Here is a 20,893-nt window from a genome sequence, read left to right on the forward strand (position 1 = left end):
ACATGACTGAACTGATACTGCAAGCCCTATATTCCGGGCTGCTGCAGGGGGGCTCCTACGCTCTCATTGCCCTGGGCCTAGCGCTGGTATTCGGTGCCATGCGGGTCATCAACCTGGCCCAGGGCGAGCTGGTGCTGCTGGCCGCCTACATTGCCTACTCGGTGGAATCCGGCCTTGGTCTCAACCCGGTGCTGGCCATTCCCATCGCGCTGGTGGTGGTGTGCCTGACCTCGGCCATCGTGTATTTCGTGGTCAGCCGCATCAAGAAGGACCGCGAGATCAATTCGCTCATCCTCACCTATGGCATCGGCGTGATCCTTACCAACGGCATGCTGCTGATCTGGAAGGCCGACATCCGTTCCACCAGTTCGGAATGGCTACAGGAAGCCTTCGTGCTCGGTCCCTTTTACAGCATGCGCAGCGAGGTGCTGTTCTTTGGTGTGAGCCTGCTGATGATGGCGGCGCTCTGGTGGTGGCTCTCGCGCAGCTGGTACGGCCGCGCGGTGCGTGCCGTCTCCAGCAATCGCGATGCGGCCAAGCTCATGGGCATCAACCCCGGCTATACCGAACTGGTGTCCTTCATCGTGGCAGGCGTGCTGGCTTCCTTCGCGGGGGTGGCGCTGTTCAGTTATGGTGTCATCAGTCCAGCTTATGGCGGGGTGCTCACGGTCAAGGCTTTCATTATTACTGTGCTGGCCGGTGTGGGTTCGATTCCGGGCGTGCTCATCGGTGCGGTGCTGCTGGGCGTGGCCGAAGCGCTGACCGTGACGTTGGCCAGTTCGGCCTTGCAGGAACTGGCCGGCATGGGATTGTTCCTGCTGGTGCTGTTCATCATGCCCAACGGCTTGTTCGGCGTGCGGGCAAGGAGGGGATGAGACCATGACGATGAACAAGAACAAGCTTTCCGCTCTGGTGCTGCCGCTGTTGCTGGTCGCTGCCCCCTTGCTGCTGGCGCAGGATCACTACGTGATGAGCCTCATGGTGGCCGCCATGGTGATCGGCGGCATCGCGTTGTCATGGGCACTGCTGGGCAATCTGGGCGGCATGATCAGCTTCGGCCATTCTGCCTTCTTCGGGGTCGGGGCTTATACCTCGGCGGTATTGAGCATGAAATTCGGCGTACCCGTACTGATCGCACTGCTGCTGGGCGGCGTCGGTGCGCTGGTGGCGGCGCTGGCGATGTTGCCGGTGCTGCGCCTGCGCGGACCGTATTTCGCGCTGGCCATTCTGGCGTATGCGCATATTTTCCGCATTCTGGCCACAGAGTGGACCTCCATGACGGGCGGCTCCGGCGGGCTCTCCAGCATCGCGCGCCTGCCCACGGTGATGGGGGTGGACTTGTCCAGCAAGATCGGTGCGTATTTCGTGATCCTGGTGATCGTGGCCCTCTTCGCCGCCATCTATGCCGCCGTGCGCGAGAGCCACCATGGGCTGGCGCTGCGTGCCATGCACGAGAGTGAGGATGCGACCCGCGTGGTCGGCGTCAACAGCACCGTGCTCAAGGGCATGATGCTGCTGCTGTCGGCCTTCATGTGCGGGGTGGTGGGCGCCTTCAATGCACACTACATCAGCTTCCTGGAACCGGACTACGCCTTCAGTGGCCTGTGGGTCACCATCCCCATCGTGGCGGCCATCTTCGGTGGTTATCGCAGCATCACCGGACCGGTGGTCGGTGCGGTGGTGGTCTACCTGCTGGATCAACTGGTATTCAAGAACATCATCCCCTCCGGCCATCAACTGGTGCTGGGCGCCTTGCTGGTGGCGATGATCGTCTTCAGTCCCGATGGCCTGCTGCCGCTGCTGCGCAAGCTGGGACGGGGCAAGGACAACGGTGCAGGAGGTCAGCATGCTGCAACTTGAAAAAGTGTCGGTGCGTTTCGGTGGTCTCACCGCCGTCGATGAAGTCTCGCTGCAGGTCGGCACCGGCGACGTGGTCGGACTGGTCGGCGCCAATGGCGCGGGCAAGACCACGCTCTTCAACGCCATTTCCGGATTGGTGCGGCCCACGGGTGGGAGCATCCGCTTCGACGGCACCGATATCCTCAAGGCACCGCTGCATCGCCGTGCACGGCTGGGCATCGGACGCACCTTCCAGATTCCGCAGCCCATGCACGAACTGACGGTACGGCAGAACCTCATCGTGGCGCAGCGCTTTGCCACCGGCAAGGTGGATGCGGGCAGGATTGCCGAGGTGCTGGCCTTTACCGGCCTGGCCGAGAAGGCCGATCGCGATGCCGCCACTGGCCTGGCGCTGACCGAACTGAAGGCGCTCGAAGTGGCCAAGGCCCTGGCCACGCAGCCCAAGCTGCTCTTGCTCGATGAAGTGCTGGCCGGTCTGGAGACCAATGGCAAGCGGCGTTTCATGCAGATGCTCAAGGGTTTGCACGAAGCCTTCGCGGTGGGCATCGTCATCATCGAACACGACATCGAGACCATCAGCAACCTGTGCGCGCGCGTGGCCGTGCTCAACTTCGGGCAGCTCATCGCCGAGGGTACACCGGCGCAGGTGTTCAATGATCCGGCCGTCATCAAGAGCTACACGGGAGCCTGAATGCTTGAAGTCACCAAGCTGCGCGCCGGCTATGGCGCCATCAACGTGCTGTGGGATGTCTCGCTGACGGTGGGGCGGGGACAGCTGACCACCATCATCGGCCCCAATGGGGCCGGCAAGACCACGCTGCTGCGCGCGATCATGGGCCTGATCCCGATCGGGCAGGGGCAGGTCGCGCTGGAGGGGCGCGTGCTCAATGGCACGCCGACCTGGGAGATGTCCAAGGTCTCGATGGCGATGATCCCGGAAGGGCGCATGATTTTCCGTGCCATGAGCATCGAGGAAAACCTCATCGTCGGCGCCTTCGCCCCGCAGCATCGCGCCCGCGTGAAGGACAACCTGGAGCGCGCCTACACCATGTTCCCGCGCCTGCGCGAGCGGCGCCGCCAGCTGGCCGGATCGCTCTCGGGTGGCGAGGCGCAGATGCTGGCCATGGCGCGCGGGCTGATGTCGGAGCCCAAGCTGCTCATCATCGATGAACCCTCGCTGGGACTGGCACCGGTGGTGGTCAACGAACTCTTCGAGATCCTTGCACGCCTGAAAGAAGAGGGGCGCACCATCATCCTGGTGGAACAGAACACCGAGCGCGCCGTGGGCGTGGCCGATCATGTCTATCTGATGCAGGGTGGCAAGGTGATCCTGTCGCAGCAGGCCGATCAGGTGGCGCTGGACCACCTGCATGATCTTTACTTCGCACGATGAGGCGGGGGCCGCGATGTTCCTGCTTGCCCCTGCGCGGCAGGGTGAAGCTTTCTGTCAAAAACTGAGAGCGGCCCTCAGAAGCGCGGCTTGACGGTCTTCCACTCGGGTTTGTACTTGCGCATCTGCCCCACGTCGTCGCGCTGGCGGATGCCGCATTCCAGGTAGAGCTGGTGCAGCTTGCGCAACTGTTCCGGGTCCACCTCCACGCCCAGGCCCGGTGCGTCAGTGATCTGTACGCAGCCGTTGCGAATGGGCAGCTTGCCGCCCCGGATGACTTCCTCGTCCGGCTCCTGCCAGGGATAGTGGGTATCGCAGGCATAGGAGAGATTCTCCACCGCTGCCGCCACATGCGACATCGCCATCAGGCTGATGCCCAGGTGCGAGTTGGAGTGCATCGACACGCCCAGGCCGAACACATCGCACATCTTGGCCAGTTGCTGGGTATCGCGCAGGCCACCCCAGTAGTGGTGATCGGCCAGGACGATCTGGACGCTGTTCAAGGCCACGCTGCGGCGCAGTTCATCGAAGTCGGTCACCACCATGTTGGTGGCCAGCGGCAAACCGGTGCGGCGGTGCAGTTCGGCCATGCCTTCCAGGCCGGGGGTCGGGTCTTCGTAGTATTGCAGATCGTCGCCCAGCAGTTCGGCCATGCGGATGGCCGTCTCCAGCGACCAGTTGCCGTTGGGGTCGATGCGCAGCGGGGCGTCGGGGAAGGCTTTCTTGAGCGCCTTGATGCAGGCTACCTCATGCTCGGGGTCCAGCGCGCCGGCCTTGAGCTTGATGCTCTTGAAGCCGTTTTCCTCGATCATCCTGCGCGCCTGCGCGACGATCTGTTCTTCGCTCAGCGCCTCGCCCCAGACGTCCGGTGCATAGGGGCTGTCGATGTGCCGGGCGTACTTGAAGAACAGATAGGCGCTGAACGGGATTTCCTTGCGCACCGCGCCGCCCAGCAAATCCACCAGCGGTACCTTCAGATAGCGTGCCTGCGCATCCAGGCACGCCACTTCGAAGGCCGAATAAGCGTTCGAGACGGCCTTGCCGGCATGCGAACCCGGTGCCAGTTCGGCGCCCGCATTGCTGGCCGGGGCCGTCCTGGCGACCACGCCGCGCACGATGGCGCGCAGACCGTTGAGGTTGAACGGGTCCAGACCGATCAACCGGTCCTTGACCAGATCGAGGATCTTCAGCGCCGGTGCGTCTCCATAGCTTTCGCCCAGGCCGATGTGGCCGTTGTCCGTTTCGATCTCGATGATGGAGCGCAGCGCATAGGGTTCATGGATGCCGCTGGCATTCAAGAGCGGGCCATCCTTGAAGGCGATGGGCGTGACGGTGACGCGGGTGATTTTCATGTTGGACTTCCTGTGATGTGCGGGAAACGGATTTGCTCTGTTGTTCAGCGCGAGGCGCCCGGCCCCGAGCGGGCCAGAAACACCACGCCGGCAGCCACCAGCGAGGTGATCGCCAGGCCCATCAGGCCGCCCTGGATGGAGCCGGTGCGCTGCTCCAGAAAGCCGAAGGCGGTCGGTGCAACGAAGCCGCCCAGGTTGCCGATGGAATTGATCAGCGCGATGACGCCGGCGGCGATGCGCGCATCCAGATACCCCTGCGGCAGTGGCCAGAACAGGGAAGAAGCCGCCTTGAAACCGACTGCCGCAAAGCAGATCGAGACGAAGGCGTAGACCGAGTCGCCAAAGGTGGAGGCGAACATGCCAATGGCCGCAATCACCAGCGCCGTTGCGGCCCAGGCCTGCTGGTGCTTGTAGCGGGCCGCCAGGGCGGCAAAGAGGTACATGGCGAGAATCGAAATCAGCCACGGAATGGAATTGAACAAACCGACCTGGAAATCGCTGAAGCTGCCCATCTTGCGGATGATGCTGGGCAGCCAGAAGGTGGCGCCATAGATGGTGAGCGAGATCGAGAAGTAGATGAAGCAGAAGATCAGGATCTGCGGATCGCGCAGCAGGCGCAACGATGACACATGTTCGGGTTTGTGCTTCAGGCGCTCGGCCTGTTCTGCCACGATGGCGCGGGTGATGGCAGTGCGTTCCTGTTCGGTGAGCCATTTGGCGTCGCCGGGCATCGAATCCAGCCAGAACCAGACGAAGCCGCACAGCACCACCGAGGCCATGCCCTCGATGATGAACATCCATTGCCAGCCATGCAGGCCGCCGCCACCGAGTTGCAGCAGCCCGCCCGAGATCGGGCCGGAGAGAATGGACGCCAGTGCCGAGCCGGACAGGAAGATGGCCATGGCGCGCCCGCGCTCGCTGGCCGGCAGCCATTGCGTGAAGTAGTAGATCACGCCGGGGAAGAAGCCGGCCTCGGCTGCGCCCAGCAGGAAGCGCAGCACGTAGAAGGTGGTTTCGCTGTTGACGAATGCCATTGCGGTGGCCGCCAGGCCCCAGGTCGCCATGATGCGGGTGAGCCAGGCCTTGGCGCCGAAGCGTTGCAGCAGCAGGTTCGAGGGGACCTCGAAGATGGCATAGCCGACGAAGAACAGGCCGGCGCCCAGGCCGAAGGCGGCGGTGCCGATGCCCACATCGGTGGCCAGATGGCTGCGTACGAAGCCGATGTTGACGCGGTCAATGTAGTTGACGATGAACATCACCACGAATAGTGGCAACACCCGATGCTTGATCTTTCTGACCGCCTGCAACAGCAGCGAAGGTTCGGCCGCTGCGAAGGCGCTGGCCGATGGCTTGATGGTTTCCACGCATGTCTCCTGAATGGGAAGGGCGCTGCCGCCGGGCCTCTCCCGGGCCGTGCCGTCCAGACTCGACGGTCGTCATGCGTAGCGCGATGTGGTGCATTAAAACACTAATATATTAGTGCGTCAATGAGGCGAGGACGGGTATCATGCCGGGCAGGAGCGCGGGCTGGTCGTTTATATGAAGCCTGCCAGTTTTGAGCTGAGGATTGTCTGCATGAGCACTGCCACCGAACCGATCACCATTACGATTCCGCCGCTGGACCGTTCACGGCACGCTGCGCCGCAGGTCTTCGAGCATCTGCGCGAACTCATCATCGGCATGCGCCTGGTACCGGGCACCGTGCTGCAGCGTGCGGAACTGGCCACGCAATACGGATTGAGCCAGACGCCGATCCGCGATGCACTCATCAAATTGGGCGAGGAGGGGCTGGTGGACATCTTCCCCCAGCATGCGACGGTGGTCAGCGCGATCAATGTGACGCAGGCGCGGCAGGCGCATTTCCTGCGGCGCTCCATCGAGCTGGAGATTGTCCATACGCTGGCGCGGCGCATTGATGGCGCGCTGGTGAAGCGATTGCGCGACAGCATCGAGGTGCAACGCGTATTGGCCGGGCGCGAGAACTACAGCGAGTTCGTGCTGGCCGATCAGGCCTTCCATCGCCAGATGTACGAGGCCGCGCAAGTGCCGGAGCTATGGGTGATGGTGCGGCGGCAGAGCGGCAACCTGGACCGCCTGCGCAATCTGCATGTACCCATTCCCGGCAAGGCCAAACGCGTGCTGCGCGATCACGCCGCGTTGGTCGATGCCCTCGCGGCGGGCGATGCGCCGACGGCACAGGCGGCGCTGCGCGAGCACCTGTCGGGCACCCTCACGCATCTGGAAGAGATCCGCGAGCGTTTCCCTCACTACCTCAAGGATTGAACGGCACGGCCAGCAGCCTGACGCCCATGAACAACGCCCCGCCATCTCACGATGGCGGGGCGTTGTTCATGATGCCGCTGAAACGGCGTTACCAGATCATGCCTTGGATTTGCCGTCCTGCGCCTTGGCCGCAGCCAGTGCGGTCATGTTGATGACGCGGCGCACGGTGCTCGACGGGGTCAGCACGTGCACCGGGGCGGCGGCGCCCAGCAGGATGGGGCCGATGGTGGTGCCCTGACCGCTGCTGGTCTTCAAGACGTTGAAGAGGATGTTGGCCGCATCCAGGTTGGGGCAGACCAGCACGTTGGCCGCACCGGTCAGAGCGCTGTCGGTCAGGCCCGCATTGTGGCGGATCTTCTCCGACAGGGCGGCGTCGCCATGCAGTTCGCCGGCGGACTCGACCCCCGGTGCCAGCTTCTTGAAGGCGTCATGCGCGGCGGCCATCTTGCGGGCCGAGGGGCGCGAGGAGCTGCCCCCGTTGGAGTGCGACAGGAAGGCCACCTTCGGCGGCACACCAAAGCGCGCGACCTCTTCGGCAGCGGCCTTGGTGATGCGGGCCAACTGCTCGGCGTCCGGGGTGTCATTGACGTAGGTGTCGGTGATGAAGAGCGTCTGTTCCGGCAGCAGCACGGCGTTGAGGGCAGCGAACTCCTGCGCGCCGTCCTTCAGGCCAATCACCTTTTCCACATGGGCCAGATGGCCATCGTAGTTGCCATCGAGGCCGCACAGCATGGCGTCGGCATCACCGGCCTTGACCATCAAGGCCGCCAGCAGGCTGGCGCTGGCGCGCACGTCGGCTTCGCTGCCATCCTTGTATTGGGCGGCGTACTGTGCCACGCGGGCATCGCTGGCCGGGTCGATCACTTGCACGTTCTGGCCGATCTTGATGCGCAGGCCGGCCTTCTTGATGCCGGCTTCGATGGCGGCGGGCTGGCCCACCAGGATCGGTGCGGCCAGGCCTTCGTCGGCCACGAACTGCACGGCGCGCAGTACGCGCTCATCCTGGCCTTCGGCGTAGACCACGCGTTGCGGCGCGACCTTGGCGGTATTGAAGACAGGCTGCATGAACATGCCGGTCTGGTAGATGAAGCGGGTCAGTTCTGCACGGTAGGCGTCGTAGTCCTGGATGGGGCGGGTGGCCACACCCGACTCGGCGGCGGCCTTGGCCACGGCGGGGGCGATCTTGAGGATCAGGCGCGAATCGAACGGGGTCGGGATCAGGTAGTCAGGGCCGAACACCAGTTCCTTGCCCGGATAGGCGGCGCTGACTTCGGCGCTGGTCTCGGCCTTGGCCAGGTCGGCGATCTGGCGCACGCAGGCCAGCTTCATGGCTTCGGTGATCTTGGTGGCGCCGCAGTCCAGCGCACCACGGAAGATGTAGGGGAAGCACAGCACGTTGTTGACCTGGTTTGGATAGTCCGAACGGCCGGTGGCGATGATGCAGTCGGGACGGACCGACTTGGCCAGTTCGGGACGGATTTCCGGTTCCGGATTGGCCAGCGCCAGGATGATGGGCTTGTCGGCCATGGTCTTGACCATCTCGGCAGTCAGCACGCCCGGGGCGGAGCAGCCCAGGAAGACGTCGGCACCATTGACCACATCGGCCAGGGTGCGTGCTTCGGTCTTGATGGCGTAACGCTGCTTGGAGGCGTCCAGGCCACCGGGGCGACCTTCATAGATGACGCCCTTGCTGTCGACCATGTAGACGTTCTCGCGCTTCACACCCAGGCCGATCATGACTTCCACGCAAGCGATGGCGGCCGCGCCCGCACCGGAGACGGCGATCTTGACTGCGCCGATGTCCTTGCCGACCAGTTCCAGGCCGTTGAGCAGTGCCGCCGAAGAGATGATGGCGGTGCCGTGCTGGTCATCGTGGAAGACCGGGATGTTCATGCGGGCCGAGAGTTTCTGCTCGATGTAGAAGCATTCCGGGGCCTTGATGTCTTCCAGGTTGATGCCGCCCAGGGTCGGTTCCAGCGCGGCGATGATCTCGACCAGCTTGTCGGGGTCGTTCTCGGCCAGTTCGATGTCGAACACGTCCACGCCGGCGAACTTCTTGAACAGGCAGCCCTTGCCTTCCATCACGGGCTTGGAGGCCAGCGGACCGATGTTGCCCAGGCCCAGCACGGCGGTGCCGTTGCTGATGACGGCCACCAGGTTGCCGCGCGAGGTGTAGTCGAAGGCCTTCAGCGGATCGGCTTCGATGTCCAGGCAGGGATAGGCCACGCCCGGCGAATAGGCCAGCGACAGGTCGCGCTGGTTCGACAGGGGCTTGGTGGCGCGCACTTCGATCTTGCCGCGGGTCGGGGTACGGTGGTATTCGCGGGCGGCGTCACGCAGGAGTTGCTCGGCGGCGGAAATTTGTTGGGTCATGGTCTTCTTGAGGGGTTAAACGGTCCTGGACAAGCGGTCTGTGCAACGACGGGCGTCGGCGGCCAGCTTGCGCTGTTCTTGTTTCCTGGTCTTGAATGCGGCGGGCCGATCGGGAAGGATGGTGGATTCTCGTCGGTCCGGAGTGGGGTGCGGGAACCGCTGGCCAGTTCTGCCTGCCGGTGGTCCGCGCCTGCCTCCGCCCGCTCCGGGCTTGTGGCCGCTGGAACGGGTGCGGGGAGGGGGATATTACCTAAAAATTCACACTTCGGGTTTTTTGCGGGCATGCCGTTTGATATCAGGGGCCGCGTGCGGCTGTTACAAGCTGTTTCCAAGTTGACGATTGTTGACACAAATCTTCGGCTTCCGCGCGCGCATAATCATTCATACCGCGAAGATGAGGGCGCTTCAGGTCATCCACGTCAGCTGTTTCCATCGTTGTGTCTACAGTCTTCGTTTCAAACGCGATGCACGCGTTTTTCTTGGATTTTTCATTTTTCGTTGGGAGCCAGGCATCATGAGTCCGCAAGAAACACAAGCACTCCAGGATTTTCTCCAGCAATTGACGCAGGTGCAGGGCATCAGCAAGGATGCCCAGGCCGACGCCATGATCCAGGCGGCGGTGGCGCGCCAGCCGGATGCGGCTTACCTGCTCGTGCAACGGGCCTTGCTGATGGAGCAGGCCCTCAACGCCACCAAGGCGCAAGTGGCTGCGCTGCAAAGCCAGGTGCAGTCCTTGCAGGCCGGTGTGGCGGGCGGTGGGCGCGAGCCGGGCTTTCTGGATGGCAACGCCTGGGGGCATGCGCCTGCTGCGGCGCGTGCGCAAGCGGCTGCGCCCGCTTATGTACCTGCGGCTGCACCGGCTTACGCGGCACCTGCGCCTGCCGCGCCGGCTTACCAGGCAGCGCCAGCGCAGCCCTCCGGTTTCTTCGGCGGTGGCATGGGCAGCATGCTCGGCACCGTGGCGGCCACAGCGGCGGGTGTGGCCGGTGGCGCGTTCCTGTATCAGGGGATCGAACACTTGTTCAATGGCAACAGCGGCTCCGGCTTCGCCCACCAGAACGGCTTGAGCGCGCCGGTGGAGAATATCGAGAACACGACCGTCAACAACTACTACGGCAGTGACGGCGACCGTCAGTCGGATGTGGCCAGCAATGATTACGGCAATGATGCCGGCAGCAGTAGCGATCTGGCTGATCTGGGCAATGTTGATCTGGATGATAGTGGGGGGTATGACGATTCGATGGTGTGAACCTCGAGTCAGCTCCTGGAGGGCCTGCGTGAGTGGGCCTTTTTTGAGGTCACTCCTTCTTGTTGGAGACTTTTTGTAGGGTGGAATGGGGTAATTGTTGATTTATTGGGGTAATGGAGGTCGCATATACCCTCATTTGCGGTAGTATTAGCCGATTTTTTCTCCGGATGCTGCCGCATGCACTCACTCTCGCCTGACTACCTTGCCAAGCTGCGCTTCGACGCGCGACAGCTGGCAACACTGCGTGCCTTGGGGGAGTACAGGGGGAAACAGCAGCTTTTCGTAGCGCAGTCCCCCGAAGTATTGAGTGACCTCCGGCAGGTTGCAGTCGTCGAGTCCACCGAGTCATCAAACCGACTGGAGGGCGTGGTCGTGGCTGCGCACCGGCTCAAGTCACTGGTTCTAAAGAATGCCACACCGCAAAGCCGTTCCGAGCAGGAAGTGGCCGGCTACCGCGATACCTTGAGCCTGATCCACGAAAGCGGCGAGCAAATGCCGTTTTCAGAGAGCACGGTTCTACAGCTCCACGGCATGTTGTACCGCTATATGCCGCAACCAGGCGGGCACTGGAAAGCCACGAACAACGACATTGTGGAGCACCACCCCGATGGCAGCTCGCGGGTCCGTTTTCGACCAGTCGCCGCGCATCTGACCTCTATTGCGATGGCGGATCTGATCGAGCGATACCGCTTGGCGTTGGATCGGCACTTGGCTGACCCCTTGGTGTTGGTGCCTCTTGTCGTCCTCGACTTCCTGTGCATTCACCCATTCCCAGACGGGAACGGCCGCATGGCGCGACTTTTGACCCTGCAGTTGCTATATCACTTCGACTATGCGGTGGGCCGTTTCATCAGCCTGGAGCGTATCTTCGAAGAATCGAAGGAAAGCTATTACGAAACTCTGGAATCCAGCTCGCAGGGCTGGCACGAAGCGGATCATAATATCGCTCCCTGGCTTGATTACTTCTGGGGAGCCCTGCTGCGCGCATACAAGGAATTCGAAGAGCGTGTGGGGACCATTGAGCGCGGGCGCGGTGCCAAGGGAGACCGTGTTCGCTCGGAAATCCTGAAGCGCCAGTTACCATTTTCCATCTCGGAGATTGAGGAGGCCTGCCCTGGCGTCAGTCGCGACATGGTGCGTGTGGTTCTGCGTGTGATGAAAGCCGAGGGACTGATTGTGCCGAATGGCAAGGGACGTGCTGCCAAATGGATCAAGCTCGACTAAGGCCCTCACGGCCTCGGTCAGAACAAGCAATAGCTGAGAAAAACAAGCGGCAAGAGGGAGCAAAAATGACTAGAACTGAGGCCCAAACCAGATCGGAGCTGATTGACCAGCAACTCGCATTTGCGGGCTGGGACGTTAAAGATCCGACCCAGGTTGTTGAGGAATTCGATATCCTTACTGCACTGCCTGATGGTGTGGCGGAGCCACGTACCCCCTATGACGGGCACCAGTTCAGTGACTACGTTCTACTTGGCAAAGATCGCAGACCCTTGGCAGTGATCGAAGCCAAAAAGACCAGCCGCGATGCTGCCATAGGCCGCGAGCAAGCAAAGCAGTATTGCTACAACATCCAGAAGCAACTGGGTTGCGAACTGCCGTTCTGCTTCTACACCAACGGCTACGAGCTCTATTTCTGGGATCTGGAAAACGCGGCACCGCGTAAGGTTGTCGGCTTTCCCACGCGCGACGATCTGCAGCGCTTTGCCTACATCCGCCGCACTCGCAAGCCGTTGACGCAAGAATTCATCAACACGTCGATTGCCGGACGTGACTACCAGATCCGCGCGATTCGCTCAGTACTCGAAGGCATAGAGCAGAAAAAGCGTGATTTCCTGCTCGTGATGGCAACCGGTACCGGCAAGACGCGCACCTGCATCGCCATGGTGGATGCGCTCATGCGCGCAGGCCACGCAGAAAGAGTGCTGTTTCTTGTTGACCGGATTGCATTGCGCGAGCAAGCATTGGCCGCCTTCAAGGAACACATGCCTAATGAGCCGCGTTGGCCCAATGTAGGCGAAAAGCTGATTGCAACGGACCGCCGAGTGTACGTCGCCACCTATCCCACGATGCTGAACATTATTCGGGACGAGGTGCAGTACCTGTCGCCGCACTTTTTCGACTTCATCGTCGTTGATGAGAGTCATCGCTCTATCTACAACACCTTCGGAGATGTGCTCGACTACTTCAAGGCCATCACGCTGGGCTTGACGGCTACGCCAACTGACATCATCGATCACAACACCTTCCAGCTTTTCCACTGTGAAGACGGCATTCCTACGTTTGCCTATACCTATGAAGAAGCCGTTAACAACGTGCCACCTTATCTCTGCAACTTCCAGGTCATGAAGATCCAGACCAAGTTCCAGATGGACGGCATCAGCAAGCGCACCATTTCGCTGGAAGACCAGAAAAAGCTGATTTTGCAGGGCAAGGAAGTGGAAGACATCAACTTCGAAGGCTCACAGCTTGAAAAGCAGGTGATCAACAAGGGCACCAACACCTTGATCGTCCGCGAGTTCATGGAAGAGGCGATCAAGGATCCCAACGGTGTGCTGCCGGGCAAGACCATCTTCTTTTGTGCCACCAAGGCACATGCTCGCCGTATGGAAGAGATCTTCGACAAGCTCTACCCACAGCATCGCGGTGAACTGGCCAAGGTGCTGGTATCGGACGATCCGCGCGTCTACGGCAAAGGTGGCTTGCTCGATCAGTTCACCAACAACGATATGCCACGTATCGCCATCAGCGTAGATATGCTTGATACCGGCATTGACGTGCGTGAAATCGTCAACCTCGTCTTTGCGAAGCCTGTCTATTCGTACACCAAGTTCTGGCAGATGGTCGGGCGCGGCACCCGCCTGCTGGAAACCAGCAAGCCCAAGCCATGGTGCCCGGAAAAGGATGTTTTCCTGATTCTTGATTGCTGGGACAACTTCGAATACTTCAAGCTCAACCCGAAGGGTAAGGAACTCAATCCACAGTTGCCGCTACCGGTGCGGCTGGTGGCGCTGCGCCTCGACAAGATCGAAAAGGCCATTGATAGCGGTCATGCAGACATTGCGCTGCGTGAAATCGCCAAGCTCCGTCAACAGATTGCAGCATTGCCCAAAGCGTCAGTGGTGATCAAGGAAGCCGCCGCCGTGATTGCGAGGTTGGAAGATGACAATTTCTGGCTCAACCTCAGCCACGAACGGTTGGAGTTTCTGCGTATGGAAATCAAGCCGCTCTTCCGCACTGTATCAGAGGCTGACTTCAAGGCTATGCGCTTCGAGCGAGACCTGCTGGAGTATTCGCTGGCCTTGTTGAACGAAGACAAAGGCCAAGCTGAAACGATCAAGGAAGGCATCGTCGAACAGATCAGCGAGTTGCCGCTTTCGGTCAGCTTCGTAAAGCAGGAAGAAGCTCTGATTCGCGCCGCACAAACCAGCCACTATTGGTCCAAGGCGGACGAAGATGCCTTCGATGAACTGGTGGCCAAACTTGGCCAACTGATGAAATTCCGCGAGCAATCCACCGGACAGGGGCAAATTCACCTTGATCTGGCCGATGAACTGCACAAGAAGGAATGGGTGGAATTCGGGCCACAACACGAGGCAGTCAGTATTACTCGCTACCGCGAGATGGTAGAAAGTCTGATCGCCGAACTCACCGAGTACAATCCGGTGCTGCAGAAGATCAAGAACGGGCAGGTGGTAAGCAGCGAAGAGGCCAATGAATTGGCCGCGCTGCTGCACGAAGAGCACCCGCACATCACCGAAGATCTGCTGCGTCAGGTTTACAAAAACCGCAAGGCACGCTTTATCCAGTTCATCCGCCACATCTTGGGTATTGAAGTGCTCAAGAGTTTTCCTGATGAGGTGAGTGCCGCGTTCGACCAGTTCATCCGCGCCCATACCACACTCAGCATCCGGCAGATGGAATTCCTCAATCTGTTGAAGGGTTTCATCATTGAGCGCGAAAAAGTGGAAAGAAAGGATCTGATCAACGCCCCCTTCACGGTGATCCATCCACAAGGCATCCGTGGTGTGTTCAGCCCACTTGAAATCAACGAAATCCTGCAGCTGACCGAACGGTTGGCCGCTTAATAATCAAGGTCTCCCATGTTACAGAACAACCGCGAACTCAGAAGCAAGATTGAACAGCTATGGAACAAATTCTGGAGTGGTGGTATCAGCAATCCGCTTACCGCCATCGAGCAGATCACTTATCTGCTGTTCATGAAGCGGCTTGATGAACTTGACTTAAAGCGCCAATCGGACGCGGAGTTCATCGGCGAGAAATACGTCTCGAAGTTCTCTGGAAAGTGGATTCCACCAGAGTACCGCGCGAAGATACGGGAGGAAGATTCCGAAGAAGAGCGGAAGAGAAAGCTCGAAGAAGAAAAGCGCTACGAAATCGACAAGAGCGAACTTCGCTGGAGCAGCTTTAAACATAAGCAAGCCGAAGAAATGCTGCAGATCGTGCAGAGCAAGGTATTCCCATTTCTCAAAGACCTCAACGGTGCTGATTCCAATTTTACGCACCACATGAAGAATGCCGTTTTCATCATTCCAAAACCTGCCTTGCTGGTGGAAGCCGTGAAGACCATCGACGAAATATTTGTGGTCATGGAACGTGACTCGCGCGAGAACGGGCAGGCGTTTCAAGACATCCAGGGTGATGTCTATGAAATGCTGTTGTCCGAGATTGCCACCGCTGGAAAAAACGGCCAGTTCCGAACCCCGCGCCACATCATCAAACTGATGGCCGATCTGGTACAGCCGCAACTGGGCCACAAGATTGCCGACCCAGCCTGTGGTTCCGGCGGCTTTTTACTCGGCGCCTATCAGTACATCGTCACGCAACTGGCTATCAAGGGAGGTAGTAAAGACCTCACACCCGATGAAGACGGCTTCGTGCGCACCTCGGTTGCCGCGGCACTCACCGAAAAGGCGCAGGCTATTCTGGCCAGCTCGCTCTGGGGGTACGACATCGATCAGACCATGGTGCGACTGGGGCTGATGAACCTGATGATGCACGGTATCGACGAGCCGCATATCGATTACAAGGACACGCTCAGCAAGAGCTACAACGAGGAAGCAGAATACGACATCGTGATGGCTAATCCACCCTTTACCGGCAGTATCGATAAGGGCGATATCAACGAAAACCTGCAGTTGGCCACTACCAAGTCCGAGCTGCTGTTTGTCGAAAACATCTATCGCCTGCTCAAGAAGGGCGGTACCGCTTGCGTCATTGTGCCGCAGGGTGTGTTGTTCAGTTCTGGCAGTGCGTTCAAAAATTTGCGCCAGTTGATGGTGGAGCGTTGTGATCTAAAGGCTGTGATCACGATGCCCAGCGGCGTATTCAAACCTTATGCCGGGGTCAGTACTGCCATCTTACTGTTCACTAAAGTCTGGGGGGCGAAAGACAAAGTCACCCAGCCTGCCACCGAACATGTTTGGTTTTACGAGATGGAGACCGATGGCTATTCGTTGGACGATAAGCGTAGCAAGCTGGATGGTAACGGTGACCTGCAAGATATTGTCGCCAGATACCACGCCCGTGATCCTGCGTCTGACATCGACCGAACGGCTAAATGCTTCATGGTGCCTCGCGCTGAGATTGTAGACGAGAAAAATAACTTTGATCTTTCGCTATCACGCTATAAGACCGATGTGTTCGAAGAAGTGCGCTACGACGCGCCGGGATTGATTTTGGATCGTCTGATCCAAGCCGAAGTTGGCGATGTGGATGAAGCCGATCTCGTCAAGGTGAAAAGCGGCATCGTACGTGAGTTGCTGGAACTGAAGGGGATGGTCGGATGATATCGATGATACTAACACCGCTATCTGAACTTGCCTCGGTATCAGCAGGTCAGAGCGCACCAAAGGATAATGAGTTTTCGAAGAGCGGTGTCCCCTTTGTTCGCGCGGGCAGCTTGGAAATGCTGCTTTCAGGAAAAGATGAATCTGAGCTCGAACTTGTCAGTGCGGAAATCGCAAAGCAGCGAAAACTGAAAATCTATCCTAAGGGCACTGTTCTGTTTGCTAAAAGTGGTATGTCTGCTACCAAAGATCGTGTTTACGTTCTTCAGAATCCAGCGCACGTTGTTAGCCATTTGGCGACGTTGATTCCCAAAGTTGGAGTTAATGTGGATTACCTAAGAATGGCTTTGAAGCGTTACCCACCGTCGTCACTGATTCGAGATTTGGCATATCCAGCCATCGGCCTCGGCGAGATTGAGGGCTTCAAAATTCCAGTGCCCAAAGAATTTGACGACCAAATTCGCGTAGCCCGTCTACTCCGCAAAGTGGAAGGGCTGATCGCACAGCGCAAACAACATCTACAACAGCTCGATGACCTGCTCAAGAGTGTGTTTCTTGAGATGTTTGGCGACCCTGTGCGGAATGAGAGAGGCTGGGATAAACCCCAGTTTTCAGAGCTACTCGTCGATATCGAAAGTGGAAAAAGCCCTAAGTGCGAATCCCGGCAAGCCCAGCCTGATGAGTGGGGAGTGCTCAAGCTTGGCGCAGTAACTCGCTGCAAATTTGATGAGACCGAAAGTAAAGCGTTACCCAAAGACACTTCGCCGTCCGCGCGCCATGAAGTCAAAGCCGGTGATTTGTTGTTTAGCAGAAAGAATACTTACGAATTAGTAGCTGCTTGTGCGTATGTATTTCAAACTCGGGGAAAACTTCTGATGCCCGACCTAATTTTTCGGTTCGTTTTCAAGCAGGAGGCCAAGGTAAATCCGATTTTTCTCTGGAAACTTCTGATTTCCGATTCGCAGCGCAAAGAGATCCAATCGTTAGCGGGCGGAGCTGCAGGCTCAATGCCTAACATCTCAAAGGCAAACCTAAAGGCAGTGCGCTTACCTATTCCACCATTACCTTTGCAAAATCATTTTGCGAACATTGTCGAAAAAGTTGAAAGCCTCAAGATTTACTACCAGCGAAGTCTCGCCGATCTCGAAGCCCTTTACGGCAAACTGAGCCAGCAAGCCTTCAAAGGCGAACTGGACCTGTCGCGCGTTCCCATACGAAATATCGAACCAGAGGAAGAGAAAACTGTGGGATCAGAACCTATGCTCGCACCCATCGAACAAAACGTGGCAATCCATTTGCCCGACTCTGATAATTTGCCTGATGCACTGAATAACGCTGAAGCGCGTGATCGTTTGATCGGGGAATGGCTGGAGACCTATCGCGGCCAATTGGGCAACATGCCGTTTTCTGTTCAGCACTTCATGGCCGCGGCGCAAGCCAGGCTATCCGAACTGTACCCGGACAACGATTTCGAACTGGGTACAGACGACTATGAACGTATCAAAGCATGGGTGTTCGACGCGCTGCCCACTGGCCGCCTTGCGCAGGTCTTTGACGATGCGGGCAACCGCATCGATCTCAAGGTAGTGCAGGCATGAAACTGCTGCGCCTCAAGATCACCGACCCCGCTGGCTTTCGCAGTCTGCCCTGCGGTTTTGAACATTACTTTCGTACCGAATGGGGCCTGCAGGATGAGCTTTCCCAGCGCGATGGTTTCGCTCCCTTCGTCTGCGCTGGACCTAATGGCAGTGGTAAGTCCAACTTGCTCGAAGCACTCGCGGCGATCTTTTTTCAACTGGAAGTCCTGCGTGTACGCCGCAGTTTTCTGCCCGAGACTTTACAGAACACGAATCAAGATTTCTCACCGCTAGCTTTTGAATTGGATTACCTGATCCGCGCGCCCGCTCAATATCGTAGTCCAGACAGCCCGGAGTGGGCGCGAGTGTGCGTGTGGAAGGAGGTCGGTGAATCGGTGCGCTTTCAGTGGGAAAATCAGGGCGAATTTAGTACCAATTCGTATGAGGTGTTCGATGGTGGACACGCTGATATCCTGCTACCCAAATATGTGCTGGGCTATTCGTCTGGCGAGAATGAAATCCTCAGCTTGCCGTTCTTCAAGATGCGTTTCGTGCAGTTCGATGAATATTGGACGGCGTTGGCCAAACAGTTGCCTTATCCCGGCAGCCCGGATGCTCGACTGGCATATCTGGATGGTGGATTTAGCCAAGCTATCTTACTTTGCAATTTGCTGTTTCAGGATGAAGCGACACTTCAACCCTTTCGGGAAGACGTCGGCATTGAGGACCTCAAGGAATTTCGCATCCTAATCCGGCGTAGTATCCCACTGACACTTCAACAGGCGACGGCCTTTACGTCTGGCGATTATGTTCTGCCCGGTTATACGCAGGACGGCTACTTTGCGGACAATGTAGCCATAGACCTTGATCCGGAAACGGGCGACTATCGTCTCAATTTGCTGTATGGGTTGGAAGGCGATGAACGCACGTCCATCATAGAAAAACTCAAACGTTGTGCAACCCTGTATTTCCATGATGAGGCCGCTGATACGTTGATCCTTGACTATTGGATAAATCAACGAACGAAGGATGCCTTTCGAGATAATTTCGATGGTTCCGCGTTATCTCTGTTCCAGGCATTGCAAGTACTGTTGACGCTGAATCTCTATTCGGTCAGCGATACGCTCAAGACGGATTTATATGCCTCGACCAGCCACTACGTCAGCGAGACAGTGCCGACGCTGGCATCCGACCAGCGCATCATGCGTTTCAAGTTTGTGCGTTTCTCCAAGCAGGGCGTGACACAGCCGATGATGCTTAAGGAATTGTCGGACGGCGAGCATCAGTTATTGCATAGCATCGGGCTTTGCCTGCTGTTTCGGGGGACTAACAGCCTGTTCCTGCTTGATGAGCCAGAGACGCACTTCAATCCAGATTGGCGCGCCAACTTCATCAGTCGTCTGCGCCAGTGTCTGCCGGGTGATGGAGAGTTCGCGCAGGAAATGCTGATCACCACGCATACGCCCTTCCTGATTTCCGACAGCAAGCCGGATAAGGTGCTGGTGTTTGCCAAGGATAAAACCACCGGAGCGGTCAGTATCAGCCACCCGAACTACAACACCCTCGGCGCCTCAATCAATAAAATCACCATGAATACCTTTGGCAAACGCGAGACCATCGGTGGCCATGCGCAGTCCCTGCTGGACGCCTTACGTCTCAGGTTTGAACAAGGTGGCGAAGACAAGGAAGCACTGATCACGGAAATTCACCAACAGCTTGGTGACTCGGTAGAAAAAGTGCTCCTGATCAAGGCCATCCTGGAAGATGATCAGCGTGGCATGGGGGAGGGACAGGGCTGATGCTGTTTCCATACACCTATGTGCCGCACAAGATGGAGAAGATGCAGGGATTCATCGACTTCATTTTCTATGCGGTATGGTGCCAGGCACCTTCTAAAGGCCCGTACCGTCTAGAACTATTCGCCTCCAATCATGAACTGCTTGAAGTGATGACCGCGTTTTACTACGACGACAGTAAAGGAGCTGAGTTTTTTGCAGGCCACGTACAGCGTATCTATGCACTTTTCGCACCGTTGAGTTCTTGTCAGGTTGAGCAGCTTCGTCTCTGGTATAGGGCGAACAATGATGTGGAAAGCGTGTGCGTCAATGACTGCACAATATCGTTGAAGCGATACGATGACTTCCCCGTGGAGCTTAACGATGTGCGTGATCAGCTAGCGTCGTTCTTCAAAGGTCTGTATTCGCATGTTGGCGCAGCGGCTCTAAGAAAGTGGATCGGTGACATAGACGATCACTACCAGACGTTTGTGCAGACCAATAAGACGGGAAAGTGTCCGTTCTGCGGTATCAACGATTTGCTGGGCGAATACCACAGCAAGCGCGAGGCCTATGACCATTACTTGCCGAAGGCGCTGTATCCGTTCAATTCGATCAACTTTCGCAATCTTGTCCCGGCCTGTCATCACTGCAACAGCAGTTACAAAACCAGCAAAGATCCCGCCTATACACCGAAAGATCCGGCCAAGGCTGTCAGCCGTCGTGCCGTCTTCTACCCTTACAAAACGGCAGCCCATTCCATTGATCTGCAAATTGACTTGCGGCATTCCGACATTGCCAAGCTAACCCCGGCAGATATCACCTTGCAATTTGGCCCCGCTGCCATTGAAGCGGAGATTGACACCTGGAAGGATGTGTACCGTATCGAGGAGCGCTATAAGTCTAAGCTTTGTACGGAAAGCGATGGCAAAGCATGGCTGGCGCAAGTCTTGGATGAATGGAAGGAATTGGGTAGAGACCCGCGAGAATTTCTGCAAGCGGTGGCAATCAATAACCGAAATAGGCCATTCACCGATTGCAATTTTCTTAAAGAACCTTTTCTCCAAGCTTGCCAAAGAAGAGGGGTATTCGACGGAGAACGACCGATTTGAGTAGCATCGCTTTGTTTTTGATTGGCTGGCAAACTCCCGTGGAAAATGGAGCACGCTGACTTTTCGTCAGAAATTGCTTAAAGATAATTTTTCCTTACCTTTGCATTTGCAT

The 20,893-nt window shown here is 58.0% G+C and carries 15 protein-coding genes; 12 read left to right on the forward strand and 3 right to left on the reverse strand.

The genetic code is table 11. The annotated features are described in order from the left end of the window. Window positions 1–2 precede the first annotated feature (2 nt). The 4 genes from ACODSZ_RS20810 to ACODSZ_RS20825 are packed head-to-tail and all read left to right on the forward strand — an operon-like array spanning window position 3 to window position 3,253. Window positions 3–875 (forward strand): branched-chain amino acid ABC transporter permease, encoded by an 873-nt coding sequence (locus ACODSZ_RS20810; RefSeq protein WP_008326334.1) that lies wholly within the window; start codon window positions 3–5, stop codon window positions 873–875. A 4-nt stretch (window positions 876–879) separates the two neighbouring features. After that, window positions 880–1,860 carry a branched-chain amino acid ABC transporter permease gene (locus tag ACODSZ_RS20815; protein ID WP_488928458.1) on the forward strand — a complete coding sequence of 327 codons (981 nt, stop codon included), beginning with the start codon at window positions 880–882 and terminating at the stop codon, window positions 1,858–1,860. After that, window positions 1,847–2,551 (forward strand): ABC transporter ATP-binding protein, encoded by a 705-nt coding sequence (locus ACODSZ_RS20820; RefSeq protein ID WP_008326342.1) that lies wholly within the window; start codon window positions 1,847–1,849, stop codon window positions 2,549–2,551. The genes ACODSZ_RS20815 and ACODSZ_RS20820 overlap by 14 nt, the downstream gene beginning before the upstream one ends. Further along, window positions 2,552–3,253, forward strand: coding sequence for an ABC transporter ATP-binding protein (locus ACODSZ_RS20825; protein ID WP_008326344.1), 702 nt, complete (start codon window positions 2,552–2,554; stop codon window positions 3,251–3,253). Window positions 3,254–3,327: 74 nt separating this feature from the next. Here ACODSZ_RS20825 and ACODSZ_RS20830 read toward each other — a convergent pair whose 3' ends face one another. After that, the gene (locus ACODSZ_RS20830) at window positions 3,328–4,602 is read right to left on the reverse strand and encodes a glucarate dehydratase family protein (protein WP_175344655.1); all 1,275 of its coding nucleotides are present in this window, start codon (window positions 4,600–4,602) and stop codon (window positions 3,328–3,330) included. Window positions 4,603–4,646: 44 nt separating this feature from the next. Then, the gene (locus ACODSZ_RS20835; protein ID WP_299531789.1) at window positions 4,647–5,966 is read right to left on the reverse strand and encodes an MFS transporter; all 1,320 of its coding nucleotides are present in this window, start codon (window positions 5,964–5,966) and stop codon (window positions 4,647–4,649) included. Between the two features lie 211 nt (window positions 5,967–6,177). Between ACODSZ_RS20835 and ACODSZ_RS20840 the strand changes: the two genes are divergently transcribed. Continuing rightward, window positions 6,178–6,885: a GntR family transcriptional regulator gene (locus ACODSZ_RS20840; RefSeq protein ID WP_008326349.1), complete on the forward strand. Its 708-nt coding sequence runs from the start codon at window positions 6,178–6,180 to the stop codon at window positions 6,883–6,885. A 96-nt stretch (window positions 6,886–6,981) separates the two neighbouring features. Here ACODSZ_RS20840 and ACODSZ_RS20845 read toward each other — a convergent pair whose 3' ends face one another. Further along, window positions 6,982–9,258 (reverse strand): NADP-dependent malic enzyme, encoded by a 2,277-nt coding sequence (locus ACODSZ_RS20845; protein WP_488928459.1) that lies wholly within the window; start codon window positions 9,256–9,258, stop codon window positions 6,982–6,984. A 514-nt stretch (window positions 9,259–9,772) separates the two neighbouring features. On the opposite strand from ACODSZ_RS20845, the gene ACODSZ_RS20850 reads away from it, so the two are divergent. The 7 genes from ACODSZ_RS20850 (at window position 9,773) to ACODSZ_RS20880 (ending at window position 20,781) form a co-directional block, all read left to right on the forward strand. After that, window positions 9,773–10,507, forward strand: a complete 735-nt coding sequence (locus ACODSZ_RS20850) for a DUF2076 domain-containing protein (RefSeq protein ID WP_488928460.1) — start codon at window positions 9,773–9,775, stop codon at window positions 10,505–10,507. Window positions 10,508–10,684: 177 nt separating this feature from the next. Further along, entirely contained in the window at window positions 10,685–11,731 is a 1,047-nt protein-coding gene (locus tag ACODSZ_RS20855; protein WP_488928461.1) for a Fic family protein, read from the forward strand. A 65-nt stretch (window positions 11,732–11,796) separates the two neighbouring features. Then, complete coding sequence (locus ACODSZ_RS20860; protein ID WP_488928462.1) at window positions 11,797–14,595, forward strand: type I restriction endonuclease subunit R; 2,799 nt, start codon at window positions 11,797–11,799, stop codon at window positions 14,593–14,595. A gap of 15 nt (window positions 14,596–14,610) precedes the next feature. Then, window positions 14,611–16,317: a type I restriction-modification system subunit M gene (locus ACODSZ_RS20865; RefSeq protein WP_488928463.1), complete on the forward strand. Its 1,707-nt coding sequence runs from the start codon at window positions 14,611–14,613 to the stop codon at window positions 16,315–16,317. Continuing rightward, on the forward strand, window positions 16,314–17,915 hold the full coding sequence (locus ACODSZ_RS20870) for a restriction endonuclease subunit S (RefSeq protein ID WP_488928464.1): 1,602 nt from the start codon (window positions 16,314–16,316) through the stop codon (window positions 17,913–17,915). The genes ACODSZ_RS20865 and ACODSZ_RS20870 overlap by 4 nt, the downstream gene beginning before the upstream one ends. Continuing rightward, on the forward strand, window positions 17,912–19,693 hold the full coding sequence (locus tag ACODSZ_RS20875; RefSeq protein WP_488928465.1) for a restriction system-associated AAA family ATPase: 1,782 nt from the start codon (window positions 17,912–17,914) through the stop codon (window positions 19,691–19,693). The genes ACODSZ_RS20870 and ACODSZ_RS20875 overlap by 4 nt, the downstream gene beginning before the upstream one ends. Beyond that, complete coding sequence (locus ACODSZ_RS20880) at window positions 19,693–20,781, forward strand: HNH endonuclease (protein ID WP_488928466.1); 1,089 nt, start codon at window positions 19,693–19,695, stop codon at window positions 20,779–20,781. The genes ACODSZ_RS20875 and ACODSZ_RS20880 overlap by 1 nt, the downstream gene beginning before the upstream one ends. Window positions 20,782–20,893 lie beyond the last annotated feature (112 nt).

Source organism: Herbaspirillum sp. FG34 (genome assembly GCF_057809315.1).